This is a genomic window from Rhizobium sp. Rhizsp42 (assembly GCF_047304155.1).
GTDB lineage: Bacteria > Pseudomonadota > Alphaproteobacteria > Rhizobiales > Rhizobiaceae > Rhizobium.
Map to the genome: position 1 here is coordinate 26,400 of NZ_JBGLYS010000022.1, position 14,374 is coordinate 40,773.

Below are 14,374 nucleotides of genomic sequence, written 5' to 3' on the forward strand. Positions count from 1 at the left end.
CATGCCTCTAACGAGGATGCTGATTGGGTTTTCTGCCGCAAGAATCGGTTTTTGAATAAAAAACCAGGGCAGTTAGCATCTGGCACGCCGCTTGCTTGTATCCTGCAGACGAAGAATTGCATACGTGACAGGAGTTTTGCGAATGACTGATCGGGCGATAACGCCTAACGAGCTCTTCCCACGCGGTTCGGCCTCCGGCGCTATGGGGTTGATCGAGTTGCTGATGCCGCGAAAGGCGCAGCCTGTGGCCACAGCTCCAGCCTTGCTTGAAGCTCCCGAGGCCGCCGACGACGGCAAGCCGCTTATCGAGCTTCGGAATGTGTCGAAGACCTTTGGTGCGACGAAGGCGCTGAGCGATCTCGAAGTGTCCATTCGCCCCGGTGAACTGGTCACCGTGGTTGGCCCGTCGGGTTGCGGCAAGAGCACGCTTTTCAATATCCTCGCCGGCCTGGAAGAGCCCGATCCGGGCAATATCCTGCGTCTCAAGGGCGTCAGCTCCACGGCATCCGATCTGCTCGGCAAGGTGTCGTTCATGCCGCAGCGCGATCTGCTGCTGCCTTGGCGTAACGTGATCGACAACGCCATTCTCGCTCTTGAGATCGAGGGGATGTCGCGCAATGAGGCGCGAAAGCTCGCTATGGAAATGCTTCCCGAATTCGGTCTCGCCGGCTTCGAGAACCAGTACCCCAACCAGCTTTCCGGCGGCATGCGCCAGCGCGTGGCGCTGATGCGTACCTTCCTGTTCAAGCGCGATCTGATGCTGCTCGACGAGCCATTCGGGGCACTGGATGCGCTCACCCGCACGATGATGCAGCGCTGGCTGCTCGATGTCTGGCAGAAGCATAAGCGCACCGTGCTGTTCATTACCCATGACGTCGACGAGGCGATCTTCCTCGGCGACCGTGTGCTGGTCATGACCGCGCGCCCGGGCAAGGTGAAGCTTGAGCAGGTTGTCGACCTGCCGCGTCCGCGCAAAGCCGACATCGTCACGTCGCCCGAATTCATTGCGCTGAAAAAGACCCTTCTCGAGGCAATCGAGGAAGAGAGCATGAAGTCCTTCCAGGTTGCTGGACACTGATTGAAGCATGAGGAAACAGATTATGACTGACCACTATTCGGGTCGCCCGGCCCATATCGCCGAAGACGAATGGAAGGCGCGCGTCGATCTTGCCGCCTGCTACCGCATGGTTGCCCGCCTCGGCATGGACGATCTGATCTACAATCACATCTCGATGCGCGTGCCCGGTCACGAAGACCAGTTCCTTCTCAACCCCTACGGTTTCCTGTTCGAGGAAATCACCGCGTCGAGCCTCGTAAAGATCGATATCGAGGGCAACAAGCTCGACGATACGCCTTACACGGTCAACAAGGCGGCCTTCGTCATTCATGGTGCACTTCACAAGTCGAGCCATGATGCTGTCTGCGTATTGCACACGCACTCCGATGCCAGCGTCGCGGTATCGTCGCAGAAGGATGGCCTGCTGCCGCTCAGCCAGTTCGCAATGCGCTTCTACAAGCGCCAGGCTTTCCACGCCTATGAAGGCGTCGCCATCGACTTGGCCGAGCAGGAGCGCCTCATCAGCCATCTCGGCGATAACAGGGTGATGCTGATGCGCAACCACGGCATCCTCACCATTGGCCGTACGCCGGGCGAAGCCTTCATGTTGCTCTACTATTTCGAGCGCGCCGCCCGCATCCAGCTCGATCTTCAAGCCGCGACCGCGTCCGGCGCCGAGCTGGTCATCCCGCCGCACGACGTATGCGAGAAGGCGGCACGCCAGTTCTGGGAGAGCAAGGGCGACATTCTTATTGCTGGCGAGCGGGAGTGGCCGGCCTTCCTGCGCCAGCTGGACAGGGAAGGCTCCGACTTCCGCAAGTAAGCGCATCATTGGGAGGAAAACGCCAAGTCACGAAAATCAAAAGAGGGTTTCATGCTTAACAGACGTAACGTGATTGCAGCTTTCGCTGCCGCCGCCATGACGCTTCCCGCGCTCGGCATGTCCGCCGCTTCAGCCAGTGCGCAGGAGATGGTCGATGCCAGCCTGCGCCTGAAGTGGCTCACCCAGGCTCAGTTCGCGGGCTTCTACGTGGCGCTTGAAAAGGGCTACTACAAGGACGAAGGCATCAACCTCACTATCAACCCAGGTGGGCCGAACCTTCTGACCGAAAACCTCGTCGCGACCGGCGCCGATACGTTCGGTCTTTCCGGCGGTTCCGACAGCGTGTTCGCCGCGCGCGACAAGGGCCTGCCGGTCGTCTGCATCGGTGTGGCCCATCAGCAGACGCCGTTCGTCTTTGTCTCGCACAAGGACGGGGCGGTCCAGAGTGTTGCCGACTTCAAGGGGAAGAAGATCACCACCTGGTTCACCGGGGCCAACCATGTGCTTGCGGCCATGCTGTCGAAAGCCGGCATCGATCCGAAGCAGGCCGATATCCAGCCGCAGCAGGTCTCCGTCACCCCCTTCGTCGACAAGCAGGTCGATGTCGTGACCGCGACCCGCTACAACGAGCTCTACGTCATCAACCAGCGCGTCGGCAAGGAAAACCTCAACATCTTCGTGCCCGAGGATAGCGGCGTTTCCTTCCCGCGCGATACGCTGATTGTCTCCGAGCAGACCGCGCAAGAGAAGCCGGAACTCGTCGAAAAGTTCCTGCGCGCCAGCGTCAAGGGTTGGAAGGAAGCCTTCGCCAACGAGAAGGAAGCAATCGACATCATCATGAAGATCGCGCCGACACTCGACCGCGCGCAGCAGGAATTCATGCTGTCCGAGATCAAGACGCTGATGACGGCAGGCAAGGCCTCCACCGACGGTATCTTTACTATCGACAAGGCCGCGGTCGGTTCCGCCAACGAGCTTCTGGCCAGGTATGGCGTGATCTCGAAGCCCGTCGATCTCGACAAGGCCTTCAACGCCTCCTTCATCGAGAAGATCCCGGCCGAGGAACGACGCCTGTGAGTGGAATGAATTCTTCTGCGACAAGCCTGCCCGTCATTTCGACGGGCAGGATCTACGCCGCGGCAAAACCAATCCTATGGCTGGCTGTCGGGTTGTTGGCGATCGAAGTCATCGTCATGGCCTTTGGCATCCGCCCCTATTATCTGCCGCGTCCGAGCGCCATTGCAGCCAATATCATGGCGACACCAGGCGCCTATATCGCCGGCCTGTGGCGGACCTTCCTCGAGACGGCGCTCGGCTTCGTTGCCGGCAGCTTGTTCGGCGTGGCCATTGCGGTCGTCTTTCACCGCTGGTCTGTGCTCCGCGAGCTGTTCTTTCCGCTCTTCATCGTGTCGCAGACCATTCCGGTCATCGCCTTCGGCGCGGTCGTCGTGCTCTGGTTCGGAAACACGCTGTTCGCCAAGGCGGTAATCTCTTTCTACGTCAGCTTCCTGCCGGTTACGGTCAATGCGATCCTCGGCTTTTCATCGGTCGATCCGAAACAGGTCCAGCTGGTGCGCAGCTTCGGCGCCAAGGATGGACAAATCCTGCGGCGGATCTATCTGCCGGCCGCCCTCCCGCAAATCTTCGTCGCGCTGAAGCTTGCCTCTTCGCTGGCTCTCGTCGGCGCCATCGTTGGCGAGTGGTTCGGTGACACTACCGGGCTTGGGGTGTTGTTGCTGCAGGCGATGTACAACGAAAACGTCGTCGGCATATGGGCCACCATCGTCGTCTCAGCCTGTCTCGGGATGGGGCTTTACGGCATCGTCTCCTTTGCAGAGCGCCATTTCGTCTTCTGGGGTAGCGAGAAATGAACAGCCAACCGAATGAAAACCTGCGCCAGATCGGGCGTGGCATCGCCGGCGCGCTTCTGCTTGCGGTGGTCTGGGAGCTCGCCGCACGTGGTCTCAACCTGCCAGCCTATGTGCTGCCCTCGGTCAGCAGCATTCTGGCCGGAATTGTCTCCGACGCGGGTAACCTTCTCGATGCCACCGCCTTCACAGCAGGCGAAGCCCTGGCGGGCTACGTGATTGGCTGCGGCATCGGCATGTCGCTGGCGGTCCTCGTTACGATCATCCCGGCTGCTCGTGGGGTGGTTTTGCCACTCGCGACCGCCATCAACTCCGTCCCCGTCGTCGCCTATTCGCCGCTTGTCCTGCTCTGGTTCGGCATGGGCATGGCCTCCAAGGTGGTGATGGTCGCGATCGCGGTCTCTTTCACGATCTTTCTCAGCACCATCGCAGGCCTAGATCGGATCGATCGCAAGACGGTCGATCTCATCCGTTCCTTCGGGGCAGGGCAGCTCGCCATCGTCTGGCGGCTGCGTCTGCCGACCGCATTGCCGCTGATCATCGCCGGCATGCGTGTCTCCACAGTGCGAAGCGTGCTGGTCGCCATCGTCACCGAGATGCTTGGCGCCTATGGCGGGCTCGGCTGGGTCATCTATCAGGCCGTGCTGCAGATCGATTTCGTCAAGGTCTGGGCGGCCATCATTGTTGCCTCGACGATCAGCCTCGTCTTCTTCGGCCTGATCAGCTTCGTCGAGCGACGCTACGTCTTCTGGAGATAAGCAGGCATGACACGCAAGATTCACTTCGGCCTCTTTCTTCTCGGCACCGGCAGCCATGTTGCCGGCTGGCGTATGCCGGGCGCGATCGATAGCTTCCAGAATATCGATCAGGTCCGCACGATCGCGCAGGAAGCCGAGCGTGGTCTTTTCGATCTGATCTTCATGGGCGATAACCTGCACGCCGATCCGGCAGCGCACCCATCCTACACAGCGCGGCTCGAGCCGCTGACGCTGCTGTCGGCTATCGCCGGCGCGACAAAGCATATCGGGCTCGGCGCCACCGTGTCGACGACCTACAGCGATCCCTTCACGGTCGCCCGCGTCTTCGCGTCGCTTGATCATCTGAGCGGCGGTCGCGCGGCCTGGAACGCGGTGACGACCGCAAACCCGACGGCGGCGGCGAATTTCGGGACCATTCATCCCGATCACGCCAAGCGCTACGAGATCGCAGAGGAATTCCTGACCGTTGTTCGCGGTCTCTGGGATTGTTGGGCTGATGACGCAATCGTCGCCGACCGCGAGACGGGTCTTTACATCGATCCGGCCAAGGTTCGCTCTCTTGATCACGAGGGCGCGCATTTCAAGGTCAAGGGCCCTCTGAACATCGGCCGCTCGCCGCAGGGTCAGCCGATCATCCTGCAGGCCGGCGGCTCTGGTCCCGGCCAAGAACTGGCGGCGAAGTCGGCGGATGTTGTGTTCTCGGTCACGCAGGATCTGGAGGAGGCTCGCGCCTTCTACCGCTCCGTCAAGGACCGCTTGCTGAATTACGGCCGCGCCGAAGACAGCATGGTGATCCTGCCGGGCGTGATGCCGATCGTCGGCCGCACGGAGCGCGAAGCGCACGACAAGCTCGCGGCGCTACAGGGCTTTATTAGCGAAACCAATGCCTTGTCGCTGCTGTCCGATCGCTTCGGCATCGACATGAGCGTCTACGATCTCGACGGTCCCATCCCCGACGATCTGAAGCCCTCCGACAGCTATCACGCCTTCGCCAAGGTCATGCTCGACAAGGCGCGGCGCGAGAACATGCGGCTGCGCGACGTCTACAACCTCATGGCCGCCGCGCGCGGTCACTGGGTGCTTTGCGGCACGCCCGAATATATCGCCGACACGCTCGAGGCCTGGTTTACGACCGGCGCCGCCGACGGCTTCAACATCATGCCGTCGCACTTTCCGGATGGGCTGACCGACTTCGTCGACATGGTCGTCCCGATCCTTCAGCAGCGCGGCCTTTATCGCACCGAGTACGAGGGCAACACGCTGCGCGACCGCATGGGCTTCGCACGTCCGGTGCGCGTTCCATCCTGAAGCTCTGAGCCTGCAGGAAAACGGTGAACACATCAGCACGCAGCGGGCTGCGTGCGCGCGCCATCGTGCACCTTTTCGGTGTGTTGCGGTGATCAGAGAGGCGGTAGCCGTCCGCCTAGTCCTGCTACAAAACGTCGTGTTTGTGCTTCCCCGCATTCGCCGCTTCAGACATCGGCCACGCCGACATTTCGGCCATGGCGACACAATCTGCCTTAACTGCTAAGCTGTTTTCATCGACCAACTGCCTTCCCGAAGGGGAAGCCGCCGCACCTACTTGAAGGCGTGACCGTTCAAGTTGGCGGTTTTTGTTGTTGCATTTAAATCCGATCGTTCGTAAATAAACGCCCGAATTGGAGCACTGCATGGGCCGGACGAGAAAAATCAGCGAGGATGACATCCTGGACGCAGCGGAGCGCGTGGTTGTACGGCTCGGCGCGACGGGGCTGTCGATCGATGCCGTCGCTCAGGAGGCCGGTGTCAGCAAGGCCAGGGTGGTCTACGATCACAAATCCAAAAGTGGCTTGCTCGAGGCTCTGGTTCATCGGAAATTCGAGGCTGACTTGGCGCATATCAATGATTGCGTGCGGGCGTCTCAAGATACGCCTCACCCCGAGCTCTTCGGTCGTATCTCGTCTGCCGAGATCACCGTTGACGAAACCTATCGCGCCGTTGCGATGGCTCTCAGCGCGTCGATGGCAAGCGGCGATAAGCTTCAGGAAACGATGCGCGAGTGGTGTGATCTCGATCTTCGCAAGATGGCGGAGGGAGCCAAGCCGAAAGCAGCTCTGATGGCCTATCTCGCACTAAGCGGTTTTTTCTGCACCGAGCTTTTTGCCTTCCATACCTGGCCGGAGAACGAGCGCCGGCAGATCCTCGAGGGCATACGCTCAATCTATCTCTCCTATGCGGATATGACATGACCCGCTCGACGCGCGGGGCACCTCAAAAAAGGAATGTAAATGCGACGCAGTAGCCGAATGGCGCGCCTGAAGGCGTGTCTGATCGCCACCAGCTTTCTCGTAACCCCCCTTGGTGCGTCCCAGGCCCAAGAGGCAGGCGCGATGCCGCCGCCGGCAGTTGCCGTTATCGAGTTGACGGGCAAGGATGTGCCCGTCGTCAACGAACTTCCCGGACGTATCGCGGCAACGCGTATCTCCGAGGTGAGGGCACGTGTGTCCGGCATTCTGCAGGAGCGTGTTTTCGAGCAGGGCGCGACCGTCAAGAAGGACGATGTCCTCTACCGGATCGATCCCCGTCTGTTTCGCGTTCGCGTGGCGAGCGCCGAAGCGGCGCTTCAACGTGCGAAGTCGATCCAGGATAATGCGCGACTTCAGCTCGAGCGGCAGAAGAGCCTGCGTGATCGCAACATTGCCTCCGGCATCGAGTACGACACGGCGGCCGTCAACCTCGCGCAGGCGACCGCGGATGTCGCCTCGGCCGAAGCCGGGCTGGACGAGGCGAAGATCAATCTCGAATATACCGAGGTCCGCGCGCCGATATCGGGCGTTATCGGCGCCGCGCTTGTTACCGAAGGTGCCCTGGTCACAGCCGATGGGACGTCGAACCTTGCCCTCATACAGCAGGTCGATCCCGTCTATGCCGATTTTACCCAGTCGGCGCAGGAATTGCTGAACCTGAAAAGGGCGGTGTCCGCCGGCACGCTTGCCAGCACGGCCCCCGGTGAGGCCCGCGTCGAGCTGGTGTTCGACGACGGCTCTCTCTATGCCGAGCCGGGCAAGCTGCTTTTTGCCAATGCCAATGTCGATTCCAACACGGGGCAGGTTACGCTGAGGGCGGAATTCCCCAACAAGGCCGGCGATCTTCTGCCGGGCATGTATGTGCGCGTCCGGATAGAGCAGGCCGTTCGCCACAATGCCTTCACGATCCCGCAGCGCGCGGTCATTCGTGACGATGCCGGTCAGGCCCAGGTATACGTGCTTGGCGCCGATAACGTGGCTGAGCTTCGCAAGGTCACGCTTGGCCAGGCCCAGGGTTCCGAATGGCTGGTCGAGGGCGGCTTGAAGCAGGGTGAAAGCATCATCGTCGACGGTGTGCAGAAGGTGCAGCCTGGCGCCAAGGTTGCGCCGGAAGCATGGAAGCCGGCCGAAGCGGCGGCCTCTTCTTCTCAGCAGCCGGTGAAGACATCGGAGTAATCGATCATGGCACAACTTTTCATTCGCAGGCCGATTCTGGCCTGGGTCTTCGCGTTGTTCATTTCCATCGCGGGCATCATCGCAATCCCATTCCTGCCGATTGCGCAGTATCCCAAGGTCGCGCCGCCCCAGCTGACGATCTCCACCGCATATCCCGGTGCATCGCCGCAGGAAATTTATCAGGGCGTAACACGCCAGATCGAAGATGAGCTCAACGGTGTCGCGGGCCTGCTCTATTTCGAATCGACCTCGGACAATTCCGGCTCGGTCAGCATCAATGCGACGTTCCGCGCCGGGACGGATATCGATCAGGCATCGGTCGACGTTCAAAACGCGATCCGCCGCGTGGAAGCCCGTCTTCCTGCCACCGTGCGCACGCAAGGCGTCACCGTCGAAGAGGCAAGCTCAGGCTTCCTGATGATCGTCTCGATGACATCGACCGACGGCAGTCGCGACGAAGTGGAGCTTGGCGACTACATCAATCGTAGCGTCATCGGTGAAATCCGACGCATCGATGGTGTCGGACGCGCTCAGCTTTTCGCAGCGCAGCGCGCTCTGCGCGTATGGATCGATCCGGACAAGATGGTCGGCCTCAACATCAACACGGACGATATCAACGCGGCAATCACCGCGCAGAACGCCCAGGTTGCGGCAGGCCAGATCGGCGCCAGTCCCAATCCCATCACACAAGATCTGACCGCGACCGTCCTGGTCCAGGGGCAGCTGAGCACACCGGAGCAATTCGGCGAGATCATCCTGCGCGCGAATTCGGACGGCTCGACCGTTCGCCTGAAGGATGTCGCGCGCATCGAGCAGGGCGCGGAGTCCTATAACTTCACCAGCCGTCTCAACGGTCAGCCCTCGGCAGCCATCGGTATCCAGTTGTCCTCGACAGGCAATGCCGTTGCGGTCTCCGCCGCGATCAAGGCCAAGATGGAGACGCTGAGCCGCTTCTTCCCGAAGGGGGTTGAGTATAGCGTTCCGTACGACACCAGCCCGTTCGTCTCGGCGTCGATCGAAAAGGTCATTCACACGCTGCTCGAAGCGATCGTGCTGGTGTTCATCGTGATGTTCGTGTTCCTGCAGAACTTCCGTTACACCGTCATCCCAACGCTGGTCGTACCCGTTGCGCTGCTCGGCACCTGCGCCGTCATGTACGCGACCGGGTTCTCGATCAACGTTCTGACCATGTTCGCGATGGTGCTCGCGATCGGCATCCTCGTCGACGATGCGATCGTCGTGGTCGAGAATGTCGAGCGCATCATGGCCGAGGAAGGCCTGTCGCCGAAGGCGGCGACGAAAAAGGCCATGGGCCAGATCACCGGGGCGATCCTCGGCATCACGCTCGTGCTTTCATGCGTGTTCATTCCGATGGCCTTCTTCCCAGGCTCGACGGGCATCATCTATCGGCAGTTTTCGCTGACGATGGTCGTGTCGATCCTGTTCTCGGCCTTCCTTGCCCTGTCGCTGACGCCGGCACTCTGCGCCACCTTCCTGAAGCCCATCAAGGGCGGTCATCATCAGAAGGGCGGCCCGGGCGGCTGGTTCAACCGCAAATTCGAGAAGCTGACCAACCGCTACACCAGCTCGGTGACTGGAATGGCGCGCCGCGCCGGCCGGATGATGATCGTCTATCTCGCGCTCGTCGTTGGCCTCGGCTATCTCTTCGTGAGCTTGCCGACATCCTTCGTGCCGGATGAAGACCAGGGCTTCCTGATCGTCGACATCCAGGGGCCGCCGGAAGCCAGCGCAAACCGCACGATCGAGTCGATCAGAAAGATCGAGACGATCTTCAAGGCGGAGCCGGCGGTCGCCAACATCGTGGCGATCCAGGGCTTCAGCTTCTCGGGCAATGGCGCCAATGCCGGTCTCGCCTTCGTGACGCTGAAGGACTGGTCGGAGCGCGGTGAAGGCAACTCGGTGCAGGATATCGCCAACCGGGCCAACATGCAGCTCTTCGCGCTGAAGGATGCCACGTCCTTCGCTCTTTCGCCGCCCCCGATCGAGGGCTTTGGCACCACCGGTGGCTTCTCCTTCCGTCTCCAGGACCGTGCAGGACTTGGCCAGGCCGCGCTCGCGAACGCGACGGCCGAGCTGATGGCGAAGGCCGGGCAGAGCAAAGTCGTAACCGGCGTGCGCATGGAAGGCCTTCCGGACGCCGCCCAGGTGCTGTTCGTTATCGACCGCGAAAAGGCCAACACCTTCGGCGTGACCTTCGCGGATATCAACAACGCGATCACCGCCAATCTGGGCTCGTCCTACATCAACGACTATCCCAACCGTGGCAGGATGCAGCGTGTCATCGTCCAGGCCCAGGACCGCAGCCGACTGCAGATCGAGGATGTGCTGAAAATCAACGTCCGCAATGCGACGGGCGGGATGGTTCCGCTTTCGTCCTTCGCAATCGCGCAGTGGCAGAAGGGCCCGCCGCAGATCGTCGGCTATAACGGCTATCCGACCGTGCGCATCTCCGGCGCACCGGCACCGGGAGAGTCCACAGGTGCTGCGATCGCCGAAATGGAGCGGATCGCCTCCGAGCTTCCCGAAGGCTTTGGTTTCGAATGGTCGGGCCAGTCGCTGGAAGAAATCACCTCGGGCAGCCAGGCGCCCTTCCTTTTCGGGCTGAGCATCCTGTTTGTCTTCCTCCTGCTTGCAGGTCTCTATGAGAGTTGGTCGATTCCGATTTCGGTCATCCTCGTCGTGCCCTTGGGGGTGATCGGCTCGGTACTCGCGGTCATACTCCGCGACATGCCAAACGACCTCTACTTCAAGGTCGGGCTGATCGCCATTATCGGGCTTTCGGCCAAGAACGCGATCCTGATCGTGGAGTTCGCCAAGGACTACTATGCAGAGGGCAAGTCATTGCTGGAATCGGCCGTGGATGCGGCGAAATTGCGCTTCCGACCGATCGTCATGACGTCACTCGCCTTCACGCTCGGCGTCGTGCCGCTGGCGATTGCGACGGGACCGAGCGCGGCGAGCCAGAACGCCATCGGAACGGGCGTGCTCGGCGGCATGATCTCAGCTACCGTCCTTGCGATCTTCTTCGTGCCGGCGTTCTTCGTCTTCGTGCTCAAGGTGATGAGAACGAAGCGACCCGTCGAAGACGACGCCTCGGAGGAGGGGCGCGGTTGAATAGCGACGGGGTGAGTTCCGCAGAGAACTCACCCCGTCAAACACGCCGAGCGCAAGCCTATCCGGCAGTTCCGGATTGATTACCTAACTTCTTTCTTGGGCCCCGTGGACACCGAGAGATGATGGCGCTGGATGAGCCAGAGAGCGAAGGCCAGGCAGATCAACGCCATCGCACCGGTCATGATAGCCTTCCAGCCTGCCATCTCCCACAAGAGCCCCGCCAGCAACGAACCCAAGGCACCACCGAGGAAATTGCACGAAACGAAAGCTGTGTTGAGACGGCTGCGGGCTTCGGGCTCAACGGAAAACAGGCGCGTCTGATTGAGGACGTTGTTGCTTTGGATAGCGACATCGAACAGCAGAACGGCGAGCGCGACCAGCAGAATGTTGCTTGCCCCGATTGCGCCGATACCCAGCGAGACGAATGCGAGGACCAGAGCGGCGCCCGTACCGGCCGCCGAATAGCCGTTGTCGTGGAGCCAGCCTATCCGCCTCGCGGCAAGCGAACCGGCGAGGCCGACGACACCCATGAGACCGATCTGGCTGAGCGAGTATGAGAACGGCTCAGAGCTTAGCAGGAATGTGAGGCCCGTCCAGAACATGGTAAACGTGCAAAAGCCCACTGTCCCGATCACCAGCGTCACCTGCACGGATCGGTGCTTTCGCACCACGACCGGCACCGAGGCAAGCAATCGTCCATAGGCGATGCGGGGCCGTTCCTTTTCGCTCGGAAGCACGCGTGTCAGCAAGAAGGAGAAGGATGCGGTTACGACAGCGGCGAGGAGATAGACAGCACGCCATCCGAAAAGATCGGCAATGACGCCGCTGACGGTGCGCGACAGAAGGATGCCGATCAGGATGCCGCCGACGATCGTTCCGACCGTTCGTCCGCGTTCCTCAGGGCTCGACAGGTCGCTGGCGAGCGGTATGAGCAACTGGCCGGCCACCGTTGTAATGCCGACCGCGGTCAAGGTGGCGAGCAGCGTTGCGTAGGACGGCGCGAATGCGGTGCCGAGCAGTGCCAGAGATGAAAGAAACATGATGATCGGGATCAGTCTGCGCCGGACGACCACATCGCCAAGCGGTACGATCAACACGATGCCGAGCGCATAGCCAATCTGCGTCATTGTCACGAGCGCGCCTGCGGATCCGATCGGTACATCGAGGGACTTCGCGATTGCCGCGAGCAGGGGCTGCGCCCAATAGAGGTTGCCTACAGCTGCCCCGCCCACGATTGCAAACAGCAATGTCATTGCGCCCGACATGCCGGGCGTTGATTGTGTATTACGCGTCATTATTCCATTTCCCGGGGGGTGCGAGATCGCGCGCGATGGGCACGATCAATCATTGAGTTCGCAAGTCATCTCCACCATCGTCGGTCGGAAACCCAGAGACGCAAACAATTGCTGCGCCGCCTTGTTGCGATGAGCGGTGGAAAGAACGGCACGTGCGGAGCCGTGTTTTTTTATTTCGGACAGCGCAGCCTCAAGCAATCTGCGTCCGATGCCTTCGCGTCGGCGGCCTTCGTCGACGAAGAGGTCGTGCAAGACGCCTGCTGGTCCGCGCAAGGACATGTAGTCGTATCCCTCGATCTGGGCGTAGCTATAGCCCAGCACCGCGTCGTCCTGCACGGCTACGAGCAGGACCGCATTCGGATCGGCAATCTTCTTTTCCAGAAACCGGCTGTACCCGGACGGCGTACCGTCCGTCGTCTCGAGAAAGCGCTGCGGGTCGAGTTCGTGATGAAGGGCGACGAGACGAGTACCGAAATCTCCGAGCGTCCCGACATCTGAAGGCGATGCGGGGCGTATGATGACCTCAGATGGCACTGATTGCGTTTTCGTCATGATGTGCTGGAGCCTTGTGGCTGACCGGCGAAGCCGTTCTTCGTATAACGAGTTTTATCTGGTTGAAGGAGATCCGCCAGCCAATCCTTTCAGATATCGTGGCGTCCCGGCAAGTCCCGCGCTCTGCGGATCAACCCCTACCTTTTTCCGAATTTCCCTGTACCACCAGACCCACGCACAGCACGGAGCCAATGCTCATGAGGGCAATAACCCAGCCCATCGGCCATGGCGTCCCATCGGCAAACAAGCCAACGAGGCCGGAGCCGGCAATGCCGCTGCCATACTGAATGGCGCCGACGAGCGCCGACACGGATCCCGCCTGCTCGGGAAAATCAGACAGCGCACCGGCGATCGAGTTGGCGACGATGAAACCGGTCATCGAGACGAACACCAGCAGCGGGATGAACAAGCCCCACAGGCCGCCGGCATCAAAATACGAGGCGACACCCAGGACAAGGCCAGCCAGCATGGCGACCACCGCCCCCCGCACAAGGATCGCGTCCATACCGAAACGGGGGACCAGGCGCGTGTTGACCAGATTGGTGACGACGATGCCAACGATACCCGATCCAAACAACAGGCCGTAATATTCGGCGGGGACGTGGTGATAGGTGATGAAGGCGAAGGGCGTTCCGGCGATATAGGCATACATTCCCGAATAGAAGAACGCGCCAACACCCGCATAACCGAGAATCTTCTTCTGCCCCAGCAGCTTACCGTAGCGTCCGAACGCGCCGAGAAGCGAGTCCTGCCGGCGCTTTTCCGGCGGAAGCGTTTCGGGAAGCGTGAAGAGTGCTGCCAGGCTGGCCGCGCCGAGGATCACCAACGTCCAGAAGATCGCCCGCCAGCCGGCGACGGCAGCAATTTGCCCACCGATGATAGGACCGAGAAGCGGCGCGATCGCCATGACCGCAATCAGCGTCGACAACATCTGGGCGGCGCGCGGACCGGCGTAAAGATCGCGAACCATGGCACGCGACAAGACAACGCCCGCACATGCGCCCAGCGCCTGAATGATGCGCCAGATGATGATCGTTTCGACGTTCTGTGCCATGGCGCAACCCGCGGAGCCGATGATGAAAAGAACAAGGCCGGCGGCAACCGGCATGCGTCGTCCGTACTTGTCGCTCAAGGCGCCCCAGACCAGCTGGCCCAGACTGAAGCCGATCAGGAAGCCGGAGATCGTGAACTCCACGCTGCCTGTGCTGGCGCCAAGCGAAACAGCCATGTCCGGCATGGCGGGCAGATAGAAGTCCGTCGAGATGGAGGCGAAGCCCATCAGCGCGCTGAGAATGCCGAGAACATGCCAGCGGCTGGAATGGGCCGGCTGGGCGTCTGCTTCATTTGCTCCACCAAAGGAGACCGTATCGTTTTCGGATGACATTGTGATCTTTGCAATTCGCTGAATTTGGCGCGAATTTATAC

The 14,374-nt window shown here is 60.9% G+C and carries 12 protein-coding genes; 9 read left to right on the forward strand and 3 right to left on the reverse strand.

Annotation, left to right across the window (positions count from 1 at the left end):
• Nucleotides 1-142: 142 nt before the first annotated feature.
• The 9 genes from ACCD05_RS19940 to ACCD05_RS19980 all read left to right on the forward strand — a co-directional run bounded on the left by ACCD05_RS19940 (nucleotide 143) and on the right by ACCD05_RS19980 (nucleotide 11,102).
• Nucleotides 143-1,078: an ABC transporter ATP-binding protein gene (locus ACCD05_RS19940; protein ID WP_112435927.1), complete on the forward strand. Its 936-nt coding sequence runs from the start codon at nucleotides 143-145 to the stop codon at nucleotides 1,076-1,078.
• A gap of 22 nt (nucleotides 1,079-1,100) precedes the next feature.
• Nucleotides 1,101-1,880, forward strand: coding sequence for a class II aldolase/adducin family protein (locus ACCD05_RS19945; protein ID WP_112435928.1), 780 nt, complete (start codon nucleotides 1,101-1,103; stop codon nucleotides 1,878-1,880).
• A 51-nt stretch (nucleotides 1,881-1,931) separates the two neighbouring features.
• A complete protein-coding gene (locus ACCD05_RS19950) occupies nucleotides 1,932-2,957 on the forward strand; it encodes an ABC transporter substrate-binding protein (protein ID WP_112435929.1) in 1,026 nt (341 codons plus the stop codon).
• A 5-nt stretch (nucleotides 2,958-2,962) separates the two neighbouring features.
• Complete coding sequence (locus ACCD05_RS19955) at nucleotides 2,963-3,751, forward strand: ABC transporter permease (protein ID WP_112435930.1); 789 nt, start codon at nucleotides 2,963-2,965, stop codon at nucleotides 3,749-3,751.
• Nucleotides 3,748-4,506 (forward strand): ABC transporter permease, encoded by a 759-nt coding sequence (locus ACCD05_RS19960; protein ID WP_047503477.1) that lies wholly within the window; start codon nucleotides 3,748-3,750, stop codon nucleotides 4,504-4,506. Before ACCD05_RS19955 ends, ACCD05_RS19960 begins: the two co-directional genes overlap by 4 nt.
• A gap of 6 nt (nucleotides 4,507-4,512) precedes the next feature.
• Complete coding sequence (locus tag ACCD05_RS19965) at nucleotides 4,513-5,814, forward strand: LLM class flavin-dependent oxidoreductase (protein WP_112435931.1); 1,302 nt, start codon at nucleotides 4,513-4,515, stop codon at nucleotides 5,812-5,814.
• Nucleotides 5,815-6,164: 350 nt separating this feature from the next.
• On the forward strand, nucleotides 6,165-6,734 hold the full coding sequence (locus ACCD05_RS19970) for a TetR/AcrR family transcriptional regulator (RefSeq protein WP_413394835.1): 570 nt from the start codon (nucleotides 6,165-6,167) through the stop codon (nucleotides 6,732-6,734).
• A 39-nt stretch (nucleotides 6,735-6,773) separates the two neighbouring features.
• A complete protein-coding gene (locus tag ACCD05_RS19975; RefSeq protein ID WP_413394837.1) occupies nucleotides 6,774-7,967 on the forward strand; it encodes an efflux RND transporter periplasmic adaptor subunit in 1,194 nt (397 codons plus the stop codon).
• Between the two features lie 6 nt (nucleotides 7,968-7,973).
• Nucleotides 7,974-11,102 (forward strand): multidrug efflux RND transporter permease subunit, encoded by a 3,129-nt coding sequence (locus ACCD05_RS19980; RefSeq protein WP_112435934.1) that lies wholly within the window; start codon nucleotides 7,974-7,976, stop codon nucleotides 11,100-11,102.
• Between the two features lie 80 nt (nucleotides 11,103-11,182).
• Here ACCD05_RS19980 and ACCD05_RS19985 read toward each other — a convergent pair whose 3' ends face one another.
• From ACCD05_RS19985 to ACCD05_RS19995, 3 genes are all read right to left on the reverse strand, one after another.
• Nucleotides 11,183-12,397, reverse strand: coding sequence for an MFS transporter (locus ACCD05_RS19985; protein ID WP_112435935.1), 1,215 nt, complete (start codon nucleotides 12,395-12,397; stop codon nucleotides 11,183-11,185).
• A 45-nt stretch (nucleotides 12,398-12,442) separates the two neighbouring features.
• A complete protein-coding gene (locus tag ACCD05_RS19990) occupies nucleotides 12,443-12,949 on the reverse strand; it encodes a GNAT family N-acetyltransferase (RefSeq protein WP_112435936.1) in 507 nt (168 codons plus the stop codon).
• A 130-nt stretch (nucleotides 12,950-13,079) separates the two neighbouring features.
• Nucleotides 13,080-14,333 (reverse strand): multidrug effflux MFS transporter, encoded by a 1,254-nt coding sequence (locus ACCD05_RS19995; RefSeq protein WP_112435937.1) that lies wholly within the window; start codon nucleotides 14,331-14,333, stop codon nucleotides 13,080-13,082.
• Between the last annotated feature and the right edge of the window lie 41 nt (nucleotides 14,334-14,374).

Excerpts from the sequence above, each read along its gene's own strand:
- ACCD05_RS19940 (WP_112435927.1), top strand. The coding sequence starts at position 143 with ATGACTGATCGGGCGATAACGCCTAACGAGCTCTTCCCACGCGGTTCG.
- ACCD05_RS19945 (WP_112435928.1), top strand. The coding sequence starts at position 1,101 with ATGACTGACCACTATTCGGGTCGCCCGGCCCATATCGCCGAAGACGAA.
- ACCD05_RS19950 (WP_112435929.1), top strand. The coding sequence starts at position 1,932 with ATGCTTAACAGACGTAACGTGATTGCAGCTTTCGCTGCCGCCGCCATG.
- ACCD05_RS19955 (WP_112435930.1), top strand. The coding sequence starts at position 2,963 with ATGAATTCTTCTGCGACAAGCCTGCCCGTCATTTCGACGGGCAGGATC.
- ACCD05_RS19960 (WP_047503477.1), top strand. The coding sequence starts at position 3,748 with ATGAACAGCCAACCGAATGAAAACCTGCGCCAGATCGGGCGTGGCATC.
- ACCD05_RS19965 (WP_112435931.1), top strand. The coding sequence starts at position 4,513 with ATGACACGCAAGATTCACTTCGGCCTCTTTCTTCTCGGCACCGGCAGC.
- ACCD05_RS19975 (WP_413394837.1), top strand. The coding sequence starts at position 6,774 with ATGCGACGCAGTAGCCGAATGGCGCGCCTGAAGGCGTGTCTGATCGCC.
- ACCD05_RS19980 (WP_112435934.1), top strand. The coding sequence starts at position 7,974 with ATGGCACAACTTTTCATTCGCAGGCCGATTCTGGCCTGGGTCTTCGCG.
- ACCD05_RS19985 (WP_112435935.1), bottom strand. The coding sequence starts at position 12,397 with ATGACGCGTAATACACAATCAACGCCCGGCATGTCGGGCGCAATGACA.
- ACCD05_RS19990 (WP_112435936.1), bottom strand. The coding sequence starts at position 12,949 with ATGACGAAAACGCAATCAGTGCCATCTGAGGTCATCATACGCCCCGCA.
- ACCD05_RS19995 (WP_112435937.1), bottom strand. The coding sequence starts at position 14,333 with ATGTCATCCGAAAACGATACGGTCTCCTTTGGTGGAGCAAATGAAGCA.